Below are 18,766 nucleotides of genomic sequence, written 5' to 3'. Positions count from 1 at the left end.
TACAGGCAAGTCATCTTTTTTTTGCTTTCGACTTGCGCGCAACGAAATCAAGCCGGTCGATCAACGAGAGGCCTGAGCATTCACCACCGAAGCAGTTTGGGACCCAGCACCGCTCCGAGCGCGACTGGAAGCAGCATGCCGACCACATACCAGATGCTCCAGAACGCAGGGTTCATCTCGGGGCAATGAAAGCAGTACGCGACCGTGGCGACTGAGCTTGCGAGCAGACCCGAGATGGCGCCGGCGAGCCGTAGACGGGTCGGCGCCAGTCCTTTGACAGCCCAGAAGATCGCAATGAAGCCTGGAACGGCCAGCAGAAGGATATTGAATGGGCATGTGCGCCAGGTCTGCCCGAGTATTGCGGGCAACCGCTCTTGCGGTGCGGCGCTGACGAGCACCGCTATGGCTGCAATCCAGACGATTACAACCGGTATAGCGATGACGGGCCATCCAGTTCCGACCTTGGCGCCGGGGCGCGCGAGCCGAACGGTTGCAATCAGGGCGCCGATTGCGAGGCACAGCGGAAACGCGAGTTTTTCCCAGAAGATTGCGGTTTTGGCGATGGTGCTCAGATCGGGGCGAATGCCAAATACGGCAGCCATCAACGCCGTCGCGCCAAGGGCGGCAACCGGCAATGAGATGCCGAACCGACGGGCCACCGTGCCGCTTTTTACGGGCGCTATGCCGGTCGAGAGCAATCCGACGAGGTCATCTGTTCTCATGCCATTCTCCGGACGTATGTGGCCAGAGCCTTGAGACCCCTATGGATGCTGACCTTGACGGCCGACTCCGATAGCCCCGTCAAGCGGGAGGCTTCGGCGACTGAAAGTCCCTGCAGCTTGACGTGCACGATCGAGAGCCGCTGCTTGTCGGGCAGGTGATCGAGCAGTTTCCCGATGTCGCGATGGGCATCGGTCGGTTCGTCGGCGGACTCGGCGAAAATGTCGTCGTGCTCGTCAAGGGGGTCATGCAGCGACTCCCGTCGCGCACGCGTTCTGAAGAAATCCATCAGTTTATAGCGCGCGATCGCGTGGACCCACGCGGTCAGAGGCTCATCCGGCCGGTATGTATGACGTGCATTATGCACGGCCAGCAGGATTTCCTGAACGAGATCCTCGACGTCGTCGTGAAGTTGGGGAATCCGTTTGCGAAGGTAGCCACGCAGGTGACGCGTCAGTTCGGACAGAAACGCGCGGTACTCGGATGCGTTGCCTGCCAGGCCCGAGACGAACAACGTTTTCAGACGCTCCTCTGCGGAGTACACGGTCATGATGTTCCTGTGCGTTGCGTTCTCAGACCGCCTGATGCGCGCATGCTGGCTGTCGTGCGGCACCAAAGCAGGTTTGCTATGGCTCCAGGTTGTTTTAGATCGGATGATTTAGAATATCGCAACGTGTGTGACGTTGCAATCCCGACCGGGAAGACGTTGCGCGATGGCTGGAGTAAGCATGGTCCGACCACGGGAATTCGACGAAAATGCGGTCCTCGATGCAGCCGCCCACCAGTTCTGGGTCTACGGCTACGAGGCGACTTCTGTGCGGGATCTTGCGCAGTGCATGGGCATTACGGGGGCGAGCCTCTACAACGCGTTCGGAGATAAACGTTCGCTGTTTCAGCGGGCGCTGACCCACTACATCGAAAATAGCTTCGGCGACCGGGTGTCGAGATTCGAGCGGAGCCTGCCGCCTCTTGATGCCATCAAGGCATTCTTTCGGGAAATCGTCGAGCGATCGGTCAGCGACAGGGATCGTAAGGGATGTCTGCTGGTGAATTCGGCACTTGAGGTTGCACCGCACGACGCCGGTTTCCAGACGATGATCGCCAACGTGCTGGTGGCGGTAGAAGCGTTTTTCCGGCGCTGTGTGCACGCGGGTCAGCAGGCCGGCGAGATTTCGACTGCCCAGTCTGCGGACGATCTTGCGCGCTTGCTGCTAGGACTCCATCTCGGCATACGGGTGCTTGCCCGGACAAGGCCGGAACGTGCGCTCTTGGAGGGCGTTGTACGGCCGGCGCTGGCGCTTCTCGAGCCCAACAAACTCGACTGACGCCTGCATGCGCTTCAGCGGCCTCTCGCCAACCCCTGGCTCGGCATCGAATTCGGTTTGAAGCGCGAACCGAGCCGATACCGCTTGCCGGGATGCACGAAGTGGGCGAGTGTGACCGGCGTGCCACCGGTCCATGTGCGCCGTGTCAGCATCAAGCAAGGCTCGTCGGTTCGCATCTCGAGCAGCGCTGCCTGTTCAGGCGTCGGCAAACAGGCGTCCACGATATGCTCGATTTCCAGTTCGTAGTGGGACACGTTGTTGTAGAGATATTGCGATGGCGGCTCGGCCGTGAAATCCTGCGTGAGAAAATCCGGTGCGGCAGCGGGGTTCACATACCGGTCTTCGAACTGAATGGGCCGCCCGTTTTCCAGATGTACGCATGTCAGATGAAACACCGGCGTATTCCTCGGCAGCCCGAACGCGGCGGCGACCTCGACCGAAGCGGCTTCGCGCACGAGCGTAATGACCTTGCAGGCATACTCGTGCCCTCGCGAGCGAATCTCATCGCGAATATGAGCGATCATCAGCAGGTTCGACTGCGGTTTGCCTTCGGCGACAAACGTGCCGACGCCGGCGACGCGTTCGAGCTCACCCTCGGCGGTCAGTTCGCGTAGAGCGCGATTGACCGTCATGCGTGCGACCCCGAACGCCGTCGCCAGATCGATCTCCGACGGGATGCGCTCGCCAACGCCCCATTCGCCTGCGCGAACCTTGTCGCGCACAACGGCCTTGATCTGCTGAAACGGCGCACCGGGTTTTTGAGCCATATGTACTACCCTTCGATTCCGAATTGAGCGACACCGATTCTATTACGCTTTCAGTCTCGCCCAAGCGCCGCGAACAGCGCGCGCAGAAACATATCATTTTCCTCTTCGGTACCGATGGTCACGCGAATAAGATCGTCCAGTTCGTAGGCGCCGAGCGGCCGGACCACGATGCCGGCTTGTAGCAGCCGTTGGGCCACCGTTTTTGCGTCGTTCAGGCCAATCGCAATGAAGTTCGCGTGTGTAGGGATGAACGGAATGCCCTGACGCTCCAGCGCCTGGGTGATTTGCGCAATGCCTGCACGATTCAGACTCTGCGTGCGTTGCAGAAACGCGCGATCGGCGAGCGCCGCCAGTGCCGCGCGCTGCGCGAGTGCATTGACGCTGAACGTCGGGCGGATTCGAGCAATGGCGTCGACAAGATCGGGATGCATGATGCCGTAACCGACTCGCAGCGACGCTAACCCGTATGCCTTCGAAAACGTTCGCGCGACGACCAGTTGCGGATAACGCGCAAGCAGTGAAATCGAATCGGGGCGCAGCGTGGGATCGACGTAGTCGATATACGCTTCATCGAGTACCACGAGCGTATCGGGGCCGACCGAATCCAGAATGACTTCGATCTCTGTCGGGGACAGCAACGTACCCGTTGGATTGTTGGGGTTGCAGATGTAGACGAGGCGCGTTGCGGGGGTCAACGCCGCGCGCATCGCGGCAGGATCGTGACGGTAATCGGACGCCGGTACTTCGATTGCGGTGGCGCCGCGCGCCTTGATACTGATCGGATAGGCCTGAAATGCGTACTGCGAATAGAGGCCGGCGGTGCCGGCACGCAGACTCAACGCGGCGCACAGATCGATCAGTTCGTGAGACCCGTTCGTCACCGCGATGTGGTTGGCCGGCACACCATGATAGCGGGCAAGCGCGTTGCGCAGATCGAATGCATCGCTGTCCGGATAGCGCGCGAGAGCGGTATCCGCGCCGCTGAACTGCTCGGCCAACGCTTGCGCGACATGTGGGCTGCAGCCGAGCGGATTTTCATTCGACGCCAGTTTGATGATGCGTGCAAGACCATATTCGCGCGCAACCGATTGCTCGGAGCGGCCCGGTACATAGAGCGGCAACGCACGGATATGTGCGGGCACCGGTGCGTTTCTCACGGCGTCGTCCAATTCGCTTTTCGCTTCGCTCATGCGCTCACCTGTCCCTGTTCTGCGCGCCACACTATCGGAAACAGCGGGTGCGCCATCGGCGCGCCTTCGGCTAGCGTCTCGCGCAGACCTGGAAACTCCGGCGATGTGCGCCACGGGCGTGGCTGGTGACGGATATCGTCGCCGATAAAGCGCAGCGAAAACGCGCGGCGCCGACGGTTGCCACCAACGCCGCCCGAGGCATGCAACGTCAGCATATGAAAGCACACCATATCGCCGGGTTCGAGTTCCCAGCCAATGATCGGATACGCGTCGCGATTGCTTTCGATATCGGGCAAATCGGTCAGGCTGCCTTCGGGAAACCACTTCGCCTCGTTGGCAATGAACGTGCGCGGCATCAGCCATGGCCCGCGATGCGAACCTGCGACAAATTCGAGTGTTGATGCTCGCGCGACCGGATCGACGGGAATCCACATGCTGACGTTCTGGTCGCCGGTGATGTTGTAGTACGGCTGGTCCTGGTGCCACGGCGTGCGCTGGCGCGTGTTGGGCTCCTTCACCAGCAGATGATCGTGATAGAAGCGGGCCGCTTCGCCGCCCATCAACGCTCCGGCAACGCTCGGCGCGGGCGACTCCATGATGAAACGCCGATAACCGTCGTTATCCTGCCAGTTGCAGAAGTCTTCGAAAAACCAGCCTGGATCGTCCGGCCGGCTCGCCACTTTTGCACGCGGACTCGGTTGAGCGATGTTGTGGTCGATGGCCTCGCGCAACATCGCCAGTTCATCCTCGGAGAAAATGTTGCGAATACACACCGCGCCGTCGACACGAAACGCCCGCACCAGATCGTCGGTCACCGCGCGCGCGACGCGCTGTTGAATGGTTTCAGACATCTCCGTTTCCTTTATATGTGATTGACATTGCACGCTGCTCACCGCTCAACTGCCCGAATGAAATCGGCGATGCGGCTGTTTCCTGTCGCACCGAGAATCGAGTCAGGGGTGCCTGACTCCAGAATGACGCCGTCGGCGACAAAATGAATCGTGTCGGCGAGCTTTCGCGCGAACGCCATCTCATGGGTCACGATGGCAAGCGTCAAACCCGCATCGGCAAGAGTGCGAATCGTGTCGAGCACGCCCGCGACAAGCTCCGGATCGAGCGCCGAGGTCGGCTCGTCGAACAGGACGACTTTCGGTTTCATCGCCAGTGCCCGCGCAATCGCAACGCGCTGGCGCTGGCCGCCCGATAACTGATCAGGGTAGTAGCCAAGGCGATTACCGAGGCCAACCTGATGCAGGATCGCCGAGGCCTCACTGATGACTTCATCGCGTTGGCGACGCTGCACGTGGATCGGCCCTTCGATCACGTTTTCGAGCACGGTGCGATGAGCGAACAGATTGAATTGCTGAAACACCATGGGCATCTTGCGCCGTGCAATGCGCAGTTGCGCTTCCGGCTTCGTGCGAAACGTGGCGCCATCCTGATGACAAAGCCGTTCGCCGTCGAAATGAATTTCACCGCCGGTCGGCATGTCCAGAAAATTGATGCAACGGAGCAGCGTGGACTTGCCCCCGCCACTCGGACCGATGAAGAAACTGACCTCGCCGGGCCGGATACGCAGGTCGATGCCTTTGAGCACCTGTACCGCGCCGAATGATTTTTCGAGTGCGCGCACTTCGAGAATAGACGTTGAAGGATTCGCCGTCCCGTTCAGATCAGGTTTCAAGATTGGGCTCCGTGCTCGCCGCGCCGGCCTTGCTTGCGGGAATCTGTGTCGACACGCGCTTGCCGCCGCGGTGTACCGGGGTGAACTGCTGCTCGATCCATCGCACGCCGCGTGCGGCAGCAAAGCTCATCGCGAAGTAGATGATCGCCACCATCAGATAGACCTGCATGCTCATGAAGGTATCGGCGATCACAATCGTGCCGTGCCGGAGCAATTCGTTGACCGCGATGAACGACACCAAGGACGAATCCTTCAGCAACGAAATGAAATAGCCGCCGATCGTGGGGAGCGCAACCTTCAGCGCTTGCGGAAGAATCACCCGCCGGTAGATCATCGTGTGCGACATGCCGATGGTCAGCCCCGCTTCACGCTGACCGTTGTCTACCGCCTGGATCGCTGCGCGGAACACTTCCGAAAGATACGCGCCGAGGTTCAGCGCGAGGCCGAGCACGCCGGCCCAGAATCCCGGCAAGGTCAAGCCGACCTGCGGCAACGTGAAGTAGATCACCAGCAACTGAACCACCAGCGGTACGTCGCGCCAGATCTCGACATAAGCGCGCAGCAGCCAGTCAAGCCAGCGCCGTGACGACAGCCGGCCTAGCGCGACCGCGAGTCCGAGCGCAATCGCACACGTCATGCTGATGGCCGACAGTTCGATCGTCACCCACGCGCCCTTCAGCAGGAACGGAAAGTAGCGCGGAATCAGCGTAAAGAAGAACTCGCTCATGATCGGCGCGATTACTTCGTCAGCACCGCTTGCTCCGGCGACCATGCACCGTACTTCGTCAGGATCTTCTGGCGCGTGCCGTCCTGATCCATCGATTGCAGCGCGCCATTGATCGCGGTGAGCAGATCGCTGCATTCTGCGCGAACCGCTGCGGCACTCGTGCCGAATTTATAGTTCGCCTTGTTCTCGGCGTCGACCCATTCGGGCTTCGGGTGGTAGTAGATCGGCTGACCGACAACGCGAAGATTTTTCATCTTCTCGCGTTGGCCGAGCAGGGTGCCCTGATCGAGCAGTACCGCGTCGACCTGGCCGTTTTGCAACGCCATGAATGGCTCGCCGAACGAATTGAAGTCCATGACTTCGCCGATCTGGCCTTCGGTCGCGAGCCGGTGCGCGTTCACCGAATCGTTGGTGCCGAGCGTTGTGGCGACCTTCCGGTTCTTCAGATCTGCGAACGACTGGATCGGCGAATCGGTTTTGACAATGATTTCGTCGTAGAGCAGGAAGTAGGGCCGTGAGAAACGCACGTTGGCGCTCTGGATGCGCTCCTGCGTGGCCGACATCGACGAGAAGATGATGTCCCAGCGCTTCGATTTCAGCCCGGGAATCAACGTGCTCCATTCGGTGACGACGAAGTCCGTCTTCGGCACGCCGATGCGCTTGCCCACTTCCTTCAGCATATCGGCCTCGAAGCCGCCGTAGCTGCCGTCCTCGTTTTGCCAGACGAAAGGGCGGGTACCCATCAGGCCGTTGCCCGCTGTCAGGACACCGCTCGACTTCACGTCGTCCAGACACCCCGCGGCGACTGGAAATGCGGAGCTGAACAGGACGGCGGCGGCACATAACGCGATCAGACGATTCATGGCGAACACTCCGTGCAGAAAGGGAACGGCTGGGGAAACGTTGTGCGCGTCCGCGATACCTCGATGAAATCCCTTCGCGATGCGGTCTAGACCGGACTATACTGCAACAAAAAAATAGCCAAGCTTTTTTTCGGCGTCGATAACGGAGGGAAAGTCGGCACCTGCACGTCAGGTTTGTGGCCTGAGTGCAAATCGGAGGGGGAGGGTGTGAACGTTCTTTCGGCGCTGGAATCGCGTTGCGCGATTAGCCGATCGCTCGTGGTGAGACGACGTGACGTATGTGCAACGCGATGCGCTGCCCGAATCCGATGGCGAGCGATTCAGAGATCGGGATTCGGAGTCAGGAGACTGCGCCCGAACCGTACTTGCCCACCAGCAGCTCGCCGCTGGCGAACCGGTCGAGCGCATAGGGTGAGAGAGAAACATCCGTGGGTAGACCGAGCGCATACTGCGCGAGGATCTTGCCGATGCCCGGCGACAGCTTGAAGCCGTGCCCCGAGAAGCCAAAGCCGACAATGAGTCCGTCGATATCGCCGACCTGGCCCAATACCGGATTCCAGTCGGGCGTCACGTCGTAGACGCCGGTCCATGACGAAGCGAGACCCGCGGCCTCATAAGCAGGGAAGCGTTCGGCAACTTGCGCGCCGACTTCGGCGACATAGTCGAGCGAGATATCGCCCTGTTCGGTTTCCGGTGAGTTCAACGTTTCGCCGACTACACCTTCCGACACCAGCATCTGACTGCCGCCATAGCTGCGGTAATAGAGCATGCCGTCCGAGCCCAGGTCCTTGAACGCCGGCATTTTGAACGAGTACGCGGCACCGTCGCATTCGAGCGCGAGCACCGTGTGTCGCTCCGGCTTGACCGGCAGCGGCACACCGATCCAGCCGGCGAGTTCCGGCGTCCAGATGTTCTGCGTGCTGATCAGCGTGCCGCAACTGAAGTTACCCGCGCTGGTTGCGACTCCGGTGATCCGGCGTCCTTCGCGCACGAGCCCCATAACCGTCACGCCTTCCATGATCTTGACACCGCGTCGGCGCGCAGAGCGGGCAAAGCCGGTCGCCACCAGATAGGCATCCGCAAAACCCGCCTCCGGTTCATAGCCGATCAGCGCGGCGTCGTCGAAGTGCGCAATCGGCAGGCGCTCGTGCGCCTCAGCCTTGTCGAGCAGTTGCACTTCGATGCCCATATCCTGCTGCGCGGCGAGCGAGGCGCGCAGCGGCTCCAGCTTGTCGCCGTCGGGCGCGCAGATCAGATAGCCGCATTTGACGAGACCGCAGGACGCTTCATCGTCGCCGAGATAGTCAGCGAAATTATTGAATGCCCACCACGAAGAGCGCGCGAGTTCCACGTTCTGGCGCACCGAATAGTGCGTGCGCAACAGGCCGGACGACTGTGACGTGGTGCCCGCGCCGATCGTGCCCTGTTCGATAACCAGCACGCTTTGCGCGCCCAGTGCGGCGAGATGATGGGCGACCGACGCGCCGATGACGCCAGCGCCAATCACGATGAAATCGTAGTGGCTCATGTGGACCTCTGTGTAGGCAATGAGGCGAATTCTAGGAAAACGTTGGCCGCGCCAATTTTGTATTAGGCAAACTTATGGCGAGCCAATGCAATTTCTCATCCTGTGCAGCAAGCCTGCGAACCTCGGCACCGAGCCGCGCGTACCGCACGGGATGACCTGCATGTCACCCATGCGAGCGGAGCATCTCATGAGACGAACCCCGACCCCGATCGATCTGCGCGCGTTGCAGGCGTTTGTGGCTGTCTGCGACAGCGGCTCGATGACGGGCGCGGCGAAGCAGCTCGGCGTGAGCCAGAGCGCCATCAGCCAGTCGATTGCCGCGCTGGAGCGAGATCAGGGCCTGACGCTGTTCGATCGCGAGAGCCGTCCGCCGCGCCCGAATGTAGCGGGGCGCGCGTTGCTGGAGTTGGCAGGGCCGTTGATCGAACACGCGCAGATGGTGAGCGCGCGGATCGGCGATGCCTCGCATACCGGCAAGATGCCGGTGCGCCTGGGTTGCGTCGATTCGTTCGCGGCCACTGTCGGGCCGGAATTGATTCGTGCGGTGTCGAATTCAGAGCGGCAGATTTCGATGTGGTCCGGTCTCACGCCGGGCTTGAGCAAGCAGTTGCACGACCGCGAACTGGATATCACGATCTGCACGCAGACCACGCTGAGCGACCCACGGATCGTCGAAGTGCCGCTGTTTTCCGAGGCATTCGTGGTGGTGGTTGCGCGCAGCCAGTTGAACGGACGCCGCAATATCGACTGGCGCACACTTGCGCTCGAGTTGCCGCTGATCCGCTATACGGCGCGCTCGGTGATCGGCCAGCAGATCGAACGTTTCGTGCGGCATCTGGGCATTAACAGTCCGCGGCGTTACGAGTTCGACGCGACCGATCCGCTGCTGAGTCTGGTGGCCGCGCGGGCGGGGTTCGCAATTTCGACGCCTTTGTGTCTGTGGCAGGCGCGGCACTATCTGGACGATATCGCAGTGATGCCGTTGCCGCCGAGCCGCCTCGGGCGGCGCGATTTTTTTCTGCTGCATCGCCAGGGCGAGTGGGAACAGTTCGCCGGCGACATCGTCATGCTGACGCGCGGCGTGCTGGACAACGCGATTCAACCGTCGCTCGCGCGGGCGCTACCCGATCTGCCGGACGATGCATTGCGCTGATTCAGGCGCCATAGCACGCGTTTGTATAAGCGTTGCTTTTAACGCTGCTTAACCGCCCACCTCGTTTTTGTGCAAAGTCGCACCAGTCACAGCGACGATGTGCACCGGAGTCAGGCTGATGAACCTTTCAGTATCGAAATCAGGAACGACGCATGGCGTCCAAAGCGTTTATTGGTGGGAATCTTTGATTCACTCAGATAAACATGGCACAAACGTTGCATTGATAGAGGCATCGACTGAGACGGTCGCAGCGAGCGATCAGTCAGCTGCACTCGATTGCGGATACACAAAGATCGACAGGAATTGAATAGGCGTCTTGATCAGGCGTTCCGGACCGTGCGGAATCTCGCCCTGGAAAGTGAGCGTGTCGCCAGGATGAAGAATGTAGGTTTGCTGACCGTGACGGTATTCGATCACGCCCTTGAGCATGTGAATGAATTCGGTGCCCGGATGCTGAAACACGGGAAAGCGTTCGGCTTCGTCCTCCATCGTAATCAGGAAGGGTTCGAAAAGCTTACGAGGACCTTGGTCATAGGCAAGCAGGTGATAGGTGTGGCCGCTTTTGGTGCCCTTGCGAACCACTTCCATGCCACTGCCTTTTTTGACGAGCTGTGCACCGCCTTGTGGCACGTCGAAATTGCGAAACAGCATGGAGAGCGAAACGCCGAGCGCCTGTGCAATGCGGTTGAGGACCTCGAGACCTGCGGAAGTCTGCGCGTTTTCGATCTTCGAGAGCATGCCGCGGCTGATGCCGGCCTGAGCGGAAACCTGAGCGATGGTCAGACCGTGGCGCTGGCGTAATTCGCGAATGGTGTTGCCGAGATAGCGTTCAAGCGGCGTTTTATTATCTTCACCGATTTGCATGTAAGCCTCACGTAAAACGAAAGCGTAGCAGATTGCAGCGCTGAGTCACGCGCAAAGAGTTTCACAAAAAGAATCTTTGTTTCTCACCAATAAAATATCCGGCCGATTGAAAACAGGCTCGAAGCGCGCCACAAGCGGCGTTCGGGAGCGTGTTGCGCAACCCGGTCACACGCGTTGCGTGTGGCTTTTCCAAACCACGAAAGATGCAGTTGCAAGGAGTGGCGATGAACCTGAACGATGCGAGCAAGCTGCCGGTCAACGAGCTCGGATGCGTGCCGCGTTTCGGCTCGGCGGAAGAGGCGCAAGCGTATCTGACGCAGCAGGGCGTGAAGTACGTGCTGGCGCAGTTTGTCGATATTCACGGCGTGGCCAAGGCGAAGTCGGTGCCGGTCAGTCATCTGAAGAGCGTGTTGACGGCGGGTGCCGGTTTCGCTGGGTTTGCGATTTGGGGAGTAGGGATCGAGCCGAACGGTCCCGACTATATGGCCGTCGGCGATCTGGCGACGCTCACGCCGGTGCCGTGGCAGCCGGGCTTGGCACGGATCGTCTGCGACGGTCATGTGGATGGCGAAGCGTGGCAATACGACTCGCGCGTGACCTTGAAGAAACAGGTCGCACGGATGACCGAGCGCAGCTGGACGCTTTTCACAGGTCTGGAGCCGGAATTCTCGCTGCTGCGTCGTTCGGCGTCCGGCACGCTTGAGCCATGCGATCCGAGCGATACGCTCGCCAAGCCGTGCTACGACTACAAGGGACTCTCGCGTACGCGCGTCTTCCTGGAAACGCTCACCGAATCGATGCGCGCGGTCGGCATCGACGTCTATCAGATCGATCACGAAGACGCGAACGGTCAGTTCGAAATCAACTACACGTACACCGATTGCCTGACCTCGTGCGATCACTACGTGTTCTTCAAGATGGCCGCCTCCGAGATCGCCAATGAACTCGGCATGATCTGCTCGTTCATGCCGAAGCCGTTCGCGAATCGTCCCGGCAATGGCATGCACATGCATATGTCGATAGGCGACGGCGAACGCAACCTGTTCTCCGACAAGAGCGACAAGCTCGGCATGGGCCTGTCCACGCTCGGCTATCAATTCACCGCTGGTTTGCTCGCGCACGCGCCCGCGCTGGCCGCGCTGTGCAATCCGACGGTGAACTCGTACAAGCGCCTCGTGGTTGGCCGCTCGCTGACAGGCGCAACGTGGGCGCCGGCCTACATCAGCTACGGCGACAACAACCGTTCGACGATGGTGCGCATGCCCGGCGAGCGCATCGAGTTGCGTTTGCCGGATGGCGCGTGCAATCCGTATCTCGCGACGTCGGCTGTGATTGCCGCGGGGCTGGACGGCGTTGACCGTGGTTTGTCGCCGGGCGAACCGGCTAACGAGAATCTCTACGAGTGGTCGCCCGCGAAACTCTCCGAACACGGCATCGGCGTGCTGCCGCAAAACCTCGAGCAAGCACTCGACGCGCTGGAAAGCGACCGCGTGATCTACGACGCGCTCGGCCCGGTTGCCGATGAATTCCTCAAGCTCAAACGGATGGAGTGGATCGAATACATGCGCCACGTTTCGGACTGGGAACTGAAGACCTACCTCGAATTCTTCTAAGGAGAAGCACCATGTGCGGAATTGTGGGCTTGCTGGTCAAGACGCCGGCATTGCGCGAACGGCTCGGCGAACTGATGGTGCCGATGCTGATCGGCATGACCGAGCGCGGACCGGATTCGGCGGGCCTCGCGGTGTTCGGCAAACAAGTCGACGCGAGCCAGCGAAAGCTGAGCATCTACGCGGGCTTCACCGACGAAGGCGCGGACTTCGCATGGCAACCGCTGCTGGACGCATTGAACGCGGCGATGGACGTGACCGCCCGTGTCGATGCGAAAGGCAATCATGCGGTACTGACGGTGCAAGGCAATGTCGAGCGCGTGAAGACGTGGCTGCGCGAGCGCTATCCAAAGCTGTATCTGCTGTCGAGCGGCCGCTCGATCGATCTGTACAAGGATATTGGCTCGCCGTCGCAAGTCGCCGAGCGTTATGACTTTGCGAACCTGAAAGGCTCGCACCTGGTCGGCCATACACGCATGGCGACCGAATCGGCGGTAACGCCCGACCGCGCGCATCCGTTCACGGCCGGCGATGATTTCTGCCTCGTCCACAACGGCTCGCTCTCGAATGCGCATGGCGTGCGCCGCAAGCTCGAACCGCAAGGCATTCACTTCGATACCGACAACGACACCGAAGCCGCCTGCCGCTTTCTCGAATGGCGGCTGCGCGAAGGCGACACGTTGCCGGTCGCCTTGCAGAAGGGGTTCGAAGAACTCGACGGCTTCTACACGTTCCTGATGGGCACCTCGACCGAACTCGCGCTGATTCGCGATCCCTTCGCGTGCAAACCGGCGGTGGTCGCGGAAAACGACGACTACGTCGCGATCGCTTCCGAGTTCCGTTCGCTTGCGCATCTGCCCGATATCAAGAACGCCAGGGTCTTCGAACCCGCACCTGAGGAGATGTATGTATGGAAAGCCTGACTTTCGATCTGGAGCGTACGACGGTCCGTGAGCTGAACCAGTTCCTGCACAAACCGGCGAGCGAACTGGAGGGCCAGGCGGTGACCATCGTCTCACCGAACGGCGCGCATAACCTCGCGGTTGGTGTGGATGCGCCGGTGCGAGTGACGATCGCCGGTCACGCCGGCTATTACGCAGGCGGCATGAACAAGCACGCGACGATCGAGATCGACGGCAGCGCGGGCACTGGTGTCGCGGAAAACATGATGAGCGGCAAGGTGCATGTGAAGGGTTTCGCGTCGAACGGCGCGGGCGCTTCGGCGCACGGCGGCCTGCTGGTGATCGACGGCGATGCGGGCCTGCGCTGCGGTATTTCGTTGAAGGGTGGCGACATCGTGGTGGGCGGCTCGGTGGGCAGCTTCTCGGCTTTCATGGCGCAGGCGGGCCGCATGGTGATCTGTGGCAATGCGGGTGATGCGCTCGGCGACTCGCTCTACGAAGCGGTGCTGTACGTGCGCGGCGACGTGAAATCGCTCGGTGCGGACGCGCAGTACGAGCCGATGACGCCGGCGGATATCGACGCGGTGCGCACGCTGCTCAGCGCCGCCGGCATGGACCACGACCCGGCGTCGTTCAAACGGATCGCCTCCGCTCGCACGCTCTATCACTGGAACGCCGACGCGAACCAGGAATATTGAACACGCTCTCTAAGAAGGCCCCCATGGAAGCCAAACCCGTTCAATTCGTCCGCTTGCAGCAGGAAGAGTCGCAAGGCTACGACCGCAAGACGATCGACTATATCCACTCGGCCGCGCAGCGCGGCCTCTACGAAATTCGCGGTCTGGGCGCGAAACGCCGGGTGCCGCATTTCGACGATCTGCTGTTTCTCGGCGCCTCGCTGTCGCGCTATCCGCTCGAAGGATACCGCGAGAAATGCGCGACGCAGACCGTGCTCGGCACGCGCTTCGCCACAAAGCCGGTGGTGCTGGATATTCCGATCACGATTGCCGGCATGAGCTTCGGCGCGCTCTCCGCGAACGTGAAAGAAGCGCTCGGCCAGGCCGCGACCGCGATGGGCACCTCGACCACCACCGGCGACGGCGGCATGACGCAGGAAGAGCGCCGCTCGTCGAAGACGCTGGTCTATCAGTGCCTGCCGTCGCGCTATGGCTTCAACCCGGACGACGTGCGCCGCGCCGATGCGATCGAAATCGTAATCGGCCAGGGCGCGAAACCGGGCGGCGGCGGCATGCTGCTCGGGCAGAAGGTCAATCCGCGTGTTGCCTCGATGCGCACCTTGCCGGCCGGTGTCGATCAGCGTTCGGCGAGCCGTCACCCGGACTGGACCGGGCCGGACGATCTGGCGATCAAGATTCAGGAACTGCGCGAAATCACCGATTGGGAAAAACCGATCTACGTGAAGGTCGGCGCAACCCGCACGTTCAACGACGTCAAGCTTGCGGTGCATGCGGGCGCGGACGTGGTGGTGATCGACGGGATGCAGGGCGGCACGGCGGCGACGCAGACCTGCTTCATCGAGAACGTCGGTATTCCGACGCTGGCCGCGGTTCGCCAGGCGGTGGACGCGCTCGAAGATCTGAATATGAAAGGCCAGGTGCAACTGATCGTCTCGGGCGGCATCCGCACCGGTGCTGATGTGGCGAAGGCCTTGGCGCTCGGCGCGGATGCGGTGGCGATCGGGCAGGGCATGCTGATGGCGCTCGGCTGCAACAGCGATACGTACTTTCAGAACGGCGCGCTGCATTCGGCGGCGGCGGACTACGCAGCGCTGAACACGTCGCCGGGTTTCTGCCATCACTGCCACACGGGCAAGTGCCCGGTCGGCGTGACCACCCAGGACGCGGTACTCGAACAACGTGTGCAGCCCGATGAAGGTTCGCGCCGCGTGCGCAACTACCTGAAGACACTGAACATGGAACTGACGACGATCGCGCGAGCGTGCGGCAAGCAGAACGTCCATCACCTCGAACCGGAGGATCTGGTCGCGCTGACGGTCGAGGCTGCGGCAATGGCGCGTATTCCGCTCGCGGGTACTTCGTGGATTCCTGGATGGACCCCATGAATTGAGTTGTTTTGAGATTTTTGACTGTGGAAAAGTTGAGTGCACTCAACCTTGATTCACCCCTCTATCAGGAGCCCGACATGAGCACTCCGCAAAGCACCACGCAAGCAACACCAGCATCGGTACCATCCGGCGGTCTGCGTGCCGGCACGCTAGGTTTTCCCGAGGTCATCGGCCAATCCATCGCGAACCTTTCACCAACTTTCACGCCATCGATCAACGTGACCGCAATCGCGGCGCTGGCCGGTGCGGGGACGTGGTTGATTTATGGTCTTTCGACGCTCGGGCTGTTGCTGGTGAGCATGAGCATCATCGCGCTCTCGAGCCGAATCGCCTCGGCCGGTTCGTTCTTTATCTACATCTCGCGCGCGCTTGGGCCGATGGCGGGTGGCATTGCCGGCTGGGGATTGATCGCGGCTTACGTGGGCACGGCAATGGGGGTTGGCGCCGCAGGCGTGGTGTTCGTGCAGAACGCTTTTACGGCCTGGGGTATCAATATCCCATCGTGGGCGGTCTACACGATCTTTGTCGGCCTTGCCTGGTTCTTCTCGGCGCGAGACGTGAAGCTCTCCTCGCGCCTTTCGCTGGCCATCGAAGCCGCTTCGGTGGTGATCGTGGGCGGCGTGCTGATCTACGTGCTCGCACTGCATCCGGACCATATCATCGACCATACGCAACTGGGGCTGCAGGGCGTGAGCGGTAAGGGCATGGCACAGGGCATGGTGCTCGGCATTTTCTCGTACGTGGGTTTCGAGAGTGCGGCCTCGCTCGGCCAGGAAACCAGGAATCCGCTGCGCGTCATTCCGCGTGCGGTGGTCTGGTGCGTGATCCTGTCGGGCCTGTTCTTCATGTTTGTGGCCTATTCGATGACGATTGCCTACCACGACGACGCAGCCAAGCTCGGCGGCGATTCTGCCGTGCTCAGCACCTTGCTCACGAGCGTCGGCGCCTCGCCGCTCGGTCCGGTGTTTTATCTGATTGCCTCGGTCAGCGCTTTCTCGTGCGTGCTTGCGTGTATCAACTCGTCCAGCCGTCTGCTGTATTCGATGGGCCGCTATCAGTTCGTGCATCGCTCGATGGGCATGGTGCACCGCACGCATCAGACACCGTACATTGCCGTTGCGTTTTCCTCCATCGTGACCTTTGTGGTGTGTATCGCAATGCTCGGCACGGGTCCGCTCAATACCTTCGGCTACACCAGTACCTTTGCGACGTTTGGCTTCCTGGTCGTGTATTTCCTGGTCGCCATCGCGGCACCGGTTTATCTGAAGAAGCAGGGCGAGCTCAAGACGAGCAACGTTGTGTGGGGTGTGCTCGGCGCACTGGCGATGGTCGGCGCGGTCATCGGCAGCGTGTATCCGGTGCCCGATTATCCGTATAACATCCTGCCGTATCTGTTCGTTGCGTATATGCTGGTTGGCGCGGTCTGGTTGTTGATGCTCAAGAAGCGCTCGCCGCAGGTGCTCGAGAAGATCGAGCACGATCTGGAAACAAGCGACGTGATGACCCACGGCAAAAAGTAAATGAATGAACCCTTCTCCCAGGATAGCTTGCCCGCACCGAACACCGGCCAGGTGCCAGACGATCCAGAGGGAAGGCCCACTAGCGGTCGCGGAATGGACGGCCAGGAAATCGATCTGCAGTTGAAGCCGGAGCGCGGCGAGTGCGCCGCGCTCGAGATCGGTTGTGTTTCTTTCCCTGCCCGCGCCCGCGGGCAGGATCACATCAACGAAGACTACGTCGGCGTGATGCTCGGCGATCTGGCGGAGCGCGCCGCGCGTGGCAGCGTGATCGCTCTCGCCGATGGCGTGAGCGGCAGCAAGGGCGGCCGGGTCGCGGCCGAACTCTCGGTGCGGACCTTTATCGATGCCTATTACGGGCTCGCCGACACCTTGCAGCCCGGCGTCGCCGCTGCGCGCGCGCTCGAGGCAATACACGGCTGGCTGCATCAGATCGGCCGCGTCGACCCTGCGCTGAAGCAAATGTCCGCGTCTTTTGCGGCGCTGATCGTGCGCCGCGCTACCGCGTATCTGGTCGCGGCCGGCGATGTGCGGCTCTATCTGCTGCGCGATGGTCAACTGACCCAGCTCGGTGACGACGACGTGGTGCCGGTCGCCTTCGGTTCTTATGTGGCGCATGCGGTCGGCATGCTTCCGACACTGGTGACGCGCATCGAAACGCTTGAGCTGCACGAGGGCGACCGCCTGCTGATGTGCTCCGACGGACTCTATCGCCGCGTGCCGATGCGCGAGCTGCAGACAGTGCTGGCGGCGCGCGGCGGTGCGCTCGAAACGGCACGCCGGCTCAATGCGCTAGCGATGACGCGCGGCTCGCAGGACGACGTGACGAGCGCGGTGCTCGATGTGGGCGGCCTGCCTTTGCTCGATGTCGGTTACCTTGAGCGGGTGGTCGGCACCTTGCCGATTCCGGCGGTGCCCGACGCCGGTGAAGTGATCGACGGATATCTGCTCAAGAGCGTGTTGAGCGATGGCTTCTATTCGCGGATTTTCGCCGGCTACGATCTTGCCGATCCGAACACGCCGCTGGCGCTCAAGTTTCCCAAGCCGCGTGTCGAGCAGGACGAGAACGTGCGGCAGTCGATCGTGCGCGAGCGCTGGCTGGCCGGCAAGATCAGCGACGACGGCGTGCTCGCGCCGATGCCGATCGATGCCGACCGGCAAACCCGGCTCTATGTGGTGATGCCGCTCGGCTCAGGTGTCACGCTCGAAAAACTGCTGGCGGCGCCTCAGCCCATGGCGCTGCCACGTGCGCTCAAGATCGCGCGACAGTTGGGTCATTCGATCGACGTGCTGAATCGCCGCAATATCTTCCATCGCGATATCAAACCCGAGAACGTGCTGGTGATGTGGGGCGATAGCACGCGCCTGCTCGATCTCGGCTTCGGTTATATGCCGGGCATGCAGTTGCCGGGTCCCGACGTCGCACCGGGCTCACCCGCTTATATGGCGCCTGAGTTGATGAAGGGCGCGCTGGGCGATGCGCGCTCCGAGGTGTTCGCGTTTGGCGTGACTCTGTACCGGTTGTTCAGCGGCGGCAAGCTGCCCTACGGCTTCAATGGCCGTGTGCCGCTCTATCAGTACCGGCCGGACGCGCCGCTATGGCTCGACCTGGTGCTGGAGAAAGCGCTGCAACCCGATCCGGTGCGTAGGTATCAGGACGTGCTCGAAGTCTGCGCCGATCTCGAACGTTTTTCGAGCGGTCGGGACGCGATGGCGCCGATCCGGCGCAAGCCTTTGCTCGAGAGCGATCCGGTGCTGTTCTGGCAGGTGGTCGTGGTGCTGTTGCTGGCGTTGTTGCTGTGGTCGTTGATGCGGCATTGAGCGGGGCCG

18 protein-coding genes are annotated in these 18,766 nt (G+C 61.3%); 8 read left to right on the top strand and 10 right to left on the bottom strand.

The features are described 5' to 3' along the window. Positions 1–80: 80 nt before the first annotated feature. Entirely contained in the window at positions 81–722 is a 642-nt protein-coding gene (locus M0D66_RS29740; RefSeq protein ID WP_200621263.1) for a DUF1109 domain-containing protein, read from the bottom strand. After that, entirely contained in the window at positions 719–1,270 is a 552-nt protein-coding gene (locus tag M0D66_RS29735) for a sigma-70 family RNA polymerase sigma factor (RefSeq protein ID WP_093635326.1), read from the bottom strand. Before M0D66_RS29735 ends, M0D66_RS29740 begins: the two co-directional genes overlap by 4 nt. Positions 1,271–1,448: 178 nt before the next feature. Here M0D66_RS29735 and M0D66_RS29730 point away from each other — a divergent pair, with 178 nt between their 5' ends. Continuing rightward, positions 1,449–2,045 carry a TetR/AcrR family transcriptional regulator gene (locus M0D66_RS29730; protein ID WP_200653169.1) on the top strand — a complete coding sequence of 199 codons (597 nt, stop codon included), beginning with the start codon at positions 1,449–1,451 and terminating at the stop codon, positions 2,043–2,045. A gap of 14 nt (positions 2,046–2,059) precedes the next feature. On the opposite strand, the gene hutC is transcribed toward M0D66_RS29730, so the two are convergent. The 7 genes from hutC to M0D66_RS29695 form a co-directional block, all read right to left on the bottom strand. Continuing rightward, positions 2,060–2,812, bottom strand: coding sequence for a histidine utilization repressor (gene hutC, locus M0D66_RS29725; protein WP_200621261.1), 753 nt, complete (start codon positions 2,810–2,812; stop codon positions 2,060–2,062). Between the two features lie 50 nt (positions 2,813–2,862). Continuing rightward, positions 2,863–4,002, bottom strand: coding sequence for a histidinol-phosphate transaminase (hisC, locus tag M0D66_RS29720; protein WP_266212403.1), 1,140 nt, complete (start codon positions 4,000–4,002; stop codon positions 2,863–2,865). Further along, positions 3,999–4,853, bottom strand: a complete 855-nt coding sequence (locus M0D66_RS29715) for a phytanoyl-CoA dioxygenase family protein (RefSeq protein WP_200621259.1) — start codon at positions 4,851–4,853, stop codon at positions 3,999–4,001. The genes hisC and M0D66_RS29715 overlap by 4 nt, the downstream gene beginning before the upstream one ends. A gap of 38 nt (positions 4,854–4,891) precedes the next feature. Next, positions 4,892–5,686 (bottom strand): amino acid ABC transporter ATP-binding protein, encoded by a 795-nt coding sequence (locus M0D66_RS29710; RefSeq protein ID WP_234486978.1) that lies wholly within the window; start codon positions 5,684–5,686, stop codon positions 4,892–4,894. Further along, positions 5,676–6,458 (bottom strand): amino acid ABC transporter permease, encoded by a 783-nt coding sequence (locus M0D66_RS29705; RefSeq protein WP_266212402.1) that lies wholly within the window; start codon positions 6,456–6,458, stop codon positions 5,676–5,678. The genes M0D66_RS29710 and M0D66_RS29705 overlap by 11 nt, the downstream gene beginning before the upstream one ends. Further along, on the bottom strand, positions 6,425–7,276 hold the full coding sequence (locus M0D66_RS29700) for an ABC transporter substrate-binding protein (RefSeq protein WP_200621257.1): 852 nt from the start codon (positions 7,274–7,276) through the stop codon (positions 6,425–6,427). Before M0D66_RS29700 ends, M0D66_RS29705 begins: the two co-directional genes overlap by 34 nt. Positions 7,277–7,616: 340 nt before the next feature. Then, the gene (locus M0D66_RS29695) at positions 7,617–8,804 is read right to left on the bottom strand and encodes an FAD-binding oxidoreductase (RefSeq protein WP_266212401.1); all 1,188 of its coding nucleotides are present in this window, start codon (positions 8,802–8,804) and stop codon (positions 7,617–7,619) included. A gap of 187 nt (positions 8,805–8,991) precedes the next feature. On the opposite strand from M0D66_RS29695, the gene M0D66_RS29690 reads away from it, so the two are divergent. Further along, the gene (locus tag M0D66_RS29690; RefSeq protein WP_093635387.1) at positions 8,992–9,957 is read left to right on the top strand and encodes a LysR family transcriptional regulator; all 966 of its coding nucleotides are present in this window, start codon (positions 8,992–8,994) and stop codon (positions 9,955–9,957) included. A 258-nt stretch (positions 9,958–10,215) separates the two neighbouring features. Here the strand turns inward: M0D66_RS29690 and M0D66_RS29685 are convergent, their stop codons facing one another. After that, complete coding sequence (locus M0D66_RS29685; RefSeq protein WP_200621255.1) at positions 10,216–10,821, bottom strand: helix-turn-helix domain-containing protein; 606 nt, start codon at positions 10,819–10,821, stop codon at positions 10,216–10,218. Between the two features lie 224 nt (positions 10,822–11,045). Here M0D66_RS29685 and glnT point away from each other — a divergent pair, with 224 nt between their 5' ends. From glnT to M0D66_RS29655, 6 genes are all read left to right on the top strand, one after another. Further along, on the top strand, positions 11,046–12,434 hold the full coding sequence (gene glnT / locus M0D66_RS29680) for a type III glutamate--ammonia ligase (RefSeq protein ID WP_266212400.1): 1,389 nt from the start codon (positions 11,046–11,048) through the stop codon (positions 12,432–12,434). Between the two features lie 11 nt (positions 12,435–12,445). Next, positions 12,446–13,354, top strand: coding sequence for a glutamine amidotransferase family protein (locus M0D66_RS29675; RefSeq protein ID WP_200621254.1), 909 nt, complete (start codon positions 12,446–12,448; stop codon positions 13,352–13,354). After that, positions 13,342–14,031 carry a protein glxC gene (locus M0D66_RS29670; protein ID WP_200621253.1) on the top strand — a complete coding sequence of 230 codons (690 nt, stop codon included), beginning with the start codon at positions 13,342–13,344 and terminating at the stop codon, positions 14,029–14,031. Before M0D66_RS29675 ends, M0D66_RS29670 begins: the two co-directional genes overlap by 13 nt. 23 nt (positions 14,032–14,054) lie before the next feature. Further along, complete coding sequence (locus tag M0D66_RS29665) at positions 14,055–15,416, top strand: FMN-binding glutamate synthase family protein (protein WP_266212399.1); 1,362 nt, start codon at positions 14,055–14,057, stop codon at positions 15,414–15,416. An 80-nt stretch (positions 15,417–15,496) separates the two neighbouring features. Beyond that, positions 15,497–16,939: an APC family permease gene (locus M0D66_RS29660; RefSeq protein WP_093635335.1), complete on the top strand. Its 1,443-nt coding sequence runs from the start codon at positions 15,497–15,499 to the stop codon at positions 16,937–16,939. Then, the gene (locus M0D66_RS29655; protein ID WP_266212398.1) at positions 16,940–18,757 is read left to right on the top strand and encodes a bifunctional protein-serine/threonine kinase/phosphatase; all 1,818 of its coding nucleotides are present in this window, start codon (positions 16,940–16,942) and stop codon (positions 18,755–18,757) included. The last annotated feature ends 9 nt before the right edge of the window (positions 18,758–18,766 follow it).

It is taken from the genome of Paraburkholderia sp. SECH2 (genome assembly GCF_030464795.1).
Lineage (GTDB): Bacteria > Pseudomonadota > Gammaproteobacteria > Burkholderiales > Burkholderiaceae > Paraburkholderia > Paraburkholderia aspalathi.
The sequence above is the reverse complement of the archived record's forward strand: the minus strand, read 5'-3'. Positions and strand labels throughout refer to the sequence as shown.

Excerpts from the sequence above, each read along its gene's own strand:
- M0D66_RS29675 (WP_200621254.1), top strand. The coding sequence starts at position 12,446 with ATGTGCGGAATTGTGGGCTTGCTGGTCAAGACGCCGGCATTGCGCGAA.
- glnT (WP_266212400.1), top strand. The coding sequence starts at position 11,046 with ATGAACCTGAACGATGCGAGCAAGCTGCCGGTCAACGAGCTCGGATGC.
- M0D66_RS29730 (WP_200653169.1), top strand. The coding sequence starts at position 1,449 with ATGGTCCGACCACGGGAATTCGACGAAAATGCGGTCCTCGATGCAGCC.
- M0D66_RS29665 (WP_266212399.1), top strand. The coding sequence starts at position 14,055 with ATGGAAGCCAAACCCGTTCAATTCGTCCGCTTGCAGCAGGAAGAGTCG.
- hutC (WP_200621261.1), bottom strand. The coding sequence starts at position 2,812 with ATGGCTCAAAAACCCGGTGCGCCGTTTCAGCAGATCAAGGCCGTTGTG.
- M0D66_RS29735 (WP_093635326.1), bottom strand. The coding sequence starts at position 1,270 with ATGACCGTGTACTCCGCAGAGGAGCGTCTGAAAACGTTGTTCGTCTCG.
- M0D66_RS29690 (WP_093635387.1), top strand. The coding sequence starts at position 8,992 with ATGAGACGAACCCCGACCCCGATCGATCTGCGCGCGTTGCAGGCGTTT.
- M0D66_RS29705 (WP_266212402.1), bottom strand. The coding sequence starts at position 6,458 with ATGGTCGCCGGAGCAAGCGGTGCTGACGAAGTAATCGCGCCGATCATG.
- M0D66_RS29685 (WP_200621255.1), bottom strand. The coding sequence starts at position 10,821 with ATGCAAATCGGTGAAGATAATAAAACGCCGCTTGAACGCTATCTCGGC.
- M0D66_RS29660 (WP_093635335.1), top strand. The coding sequence starts at position 15,497 with ATGAGCACTCCGCAAAGCACCACGCAAGCAACACCAGCATCGGTACCA.
- M0D66_RS29655 (WP_266212398.1), top strand. The coding sequence starts at position 16,940 with ATGAATGAACCCTTCTCCCAGGATAGCTTGCCCGCACCGAACACCGGC.
- M0D66_RS29670 (WP_200621253.1), top strand. The coding sequence starts at position 13,342 with ATGGAAAGCCTGACTTTCGATCTGGAGCGTACGACGGTCCGTGAGCTG.
- M0D66_RS29700 (WP_200621257.1), bottom strand. The coding sequence starts at position 7,276 with ATGAATCGTCTGATCGCGTTATGTGCCGCCGCCGTCCTGTTCAGCTCC.
- M0D66_RS29695 (WP_266212401.1), bottom strand. The coding sequence starts at position 8,804 with ATGAGCCACTACGATTTCATCGTGATTGGCGCTGGCGTCATCGGCGCG.
- M0D66_RS29715 (WP_200621259.1), bottom strand. The coding sequence starts at position 4,853 with ATGTCTGAAACCATTCAACAGCGCGTCGCGCGCGCGGTGACCGACGAT.
- hisC (WP_266212403.1), bottom strand. The coding sequence starts at position 4,002 with ATGAGCGAAGCGAAAAGCGAATTGGACGACGCCGTGAGAAACGCACCG.
- M0D66_RS29740 (WP_200621263.1), bottom strand. The coding sequence starts at position 722 with ATGAGAACAGATGACCTCGTCGGATTGCTCTCGACCGGCATAGCGCCC.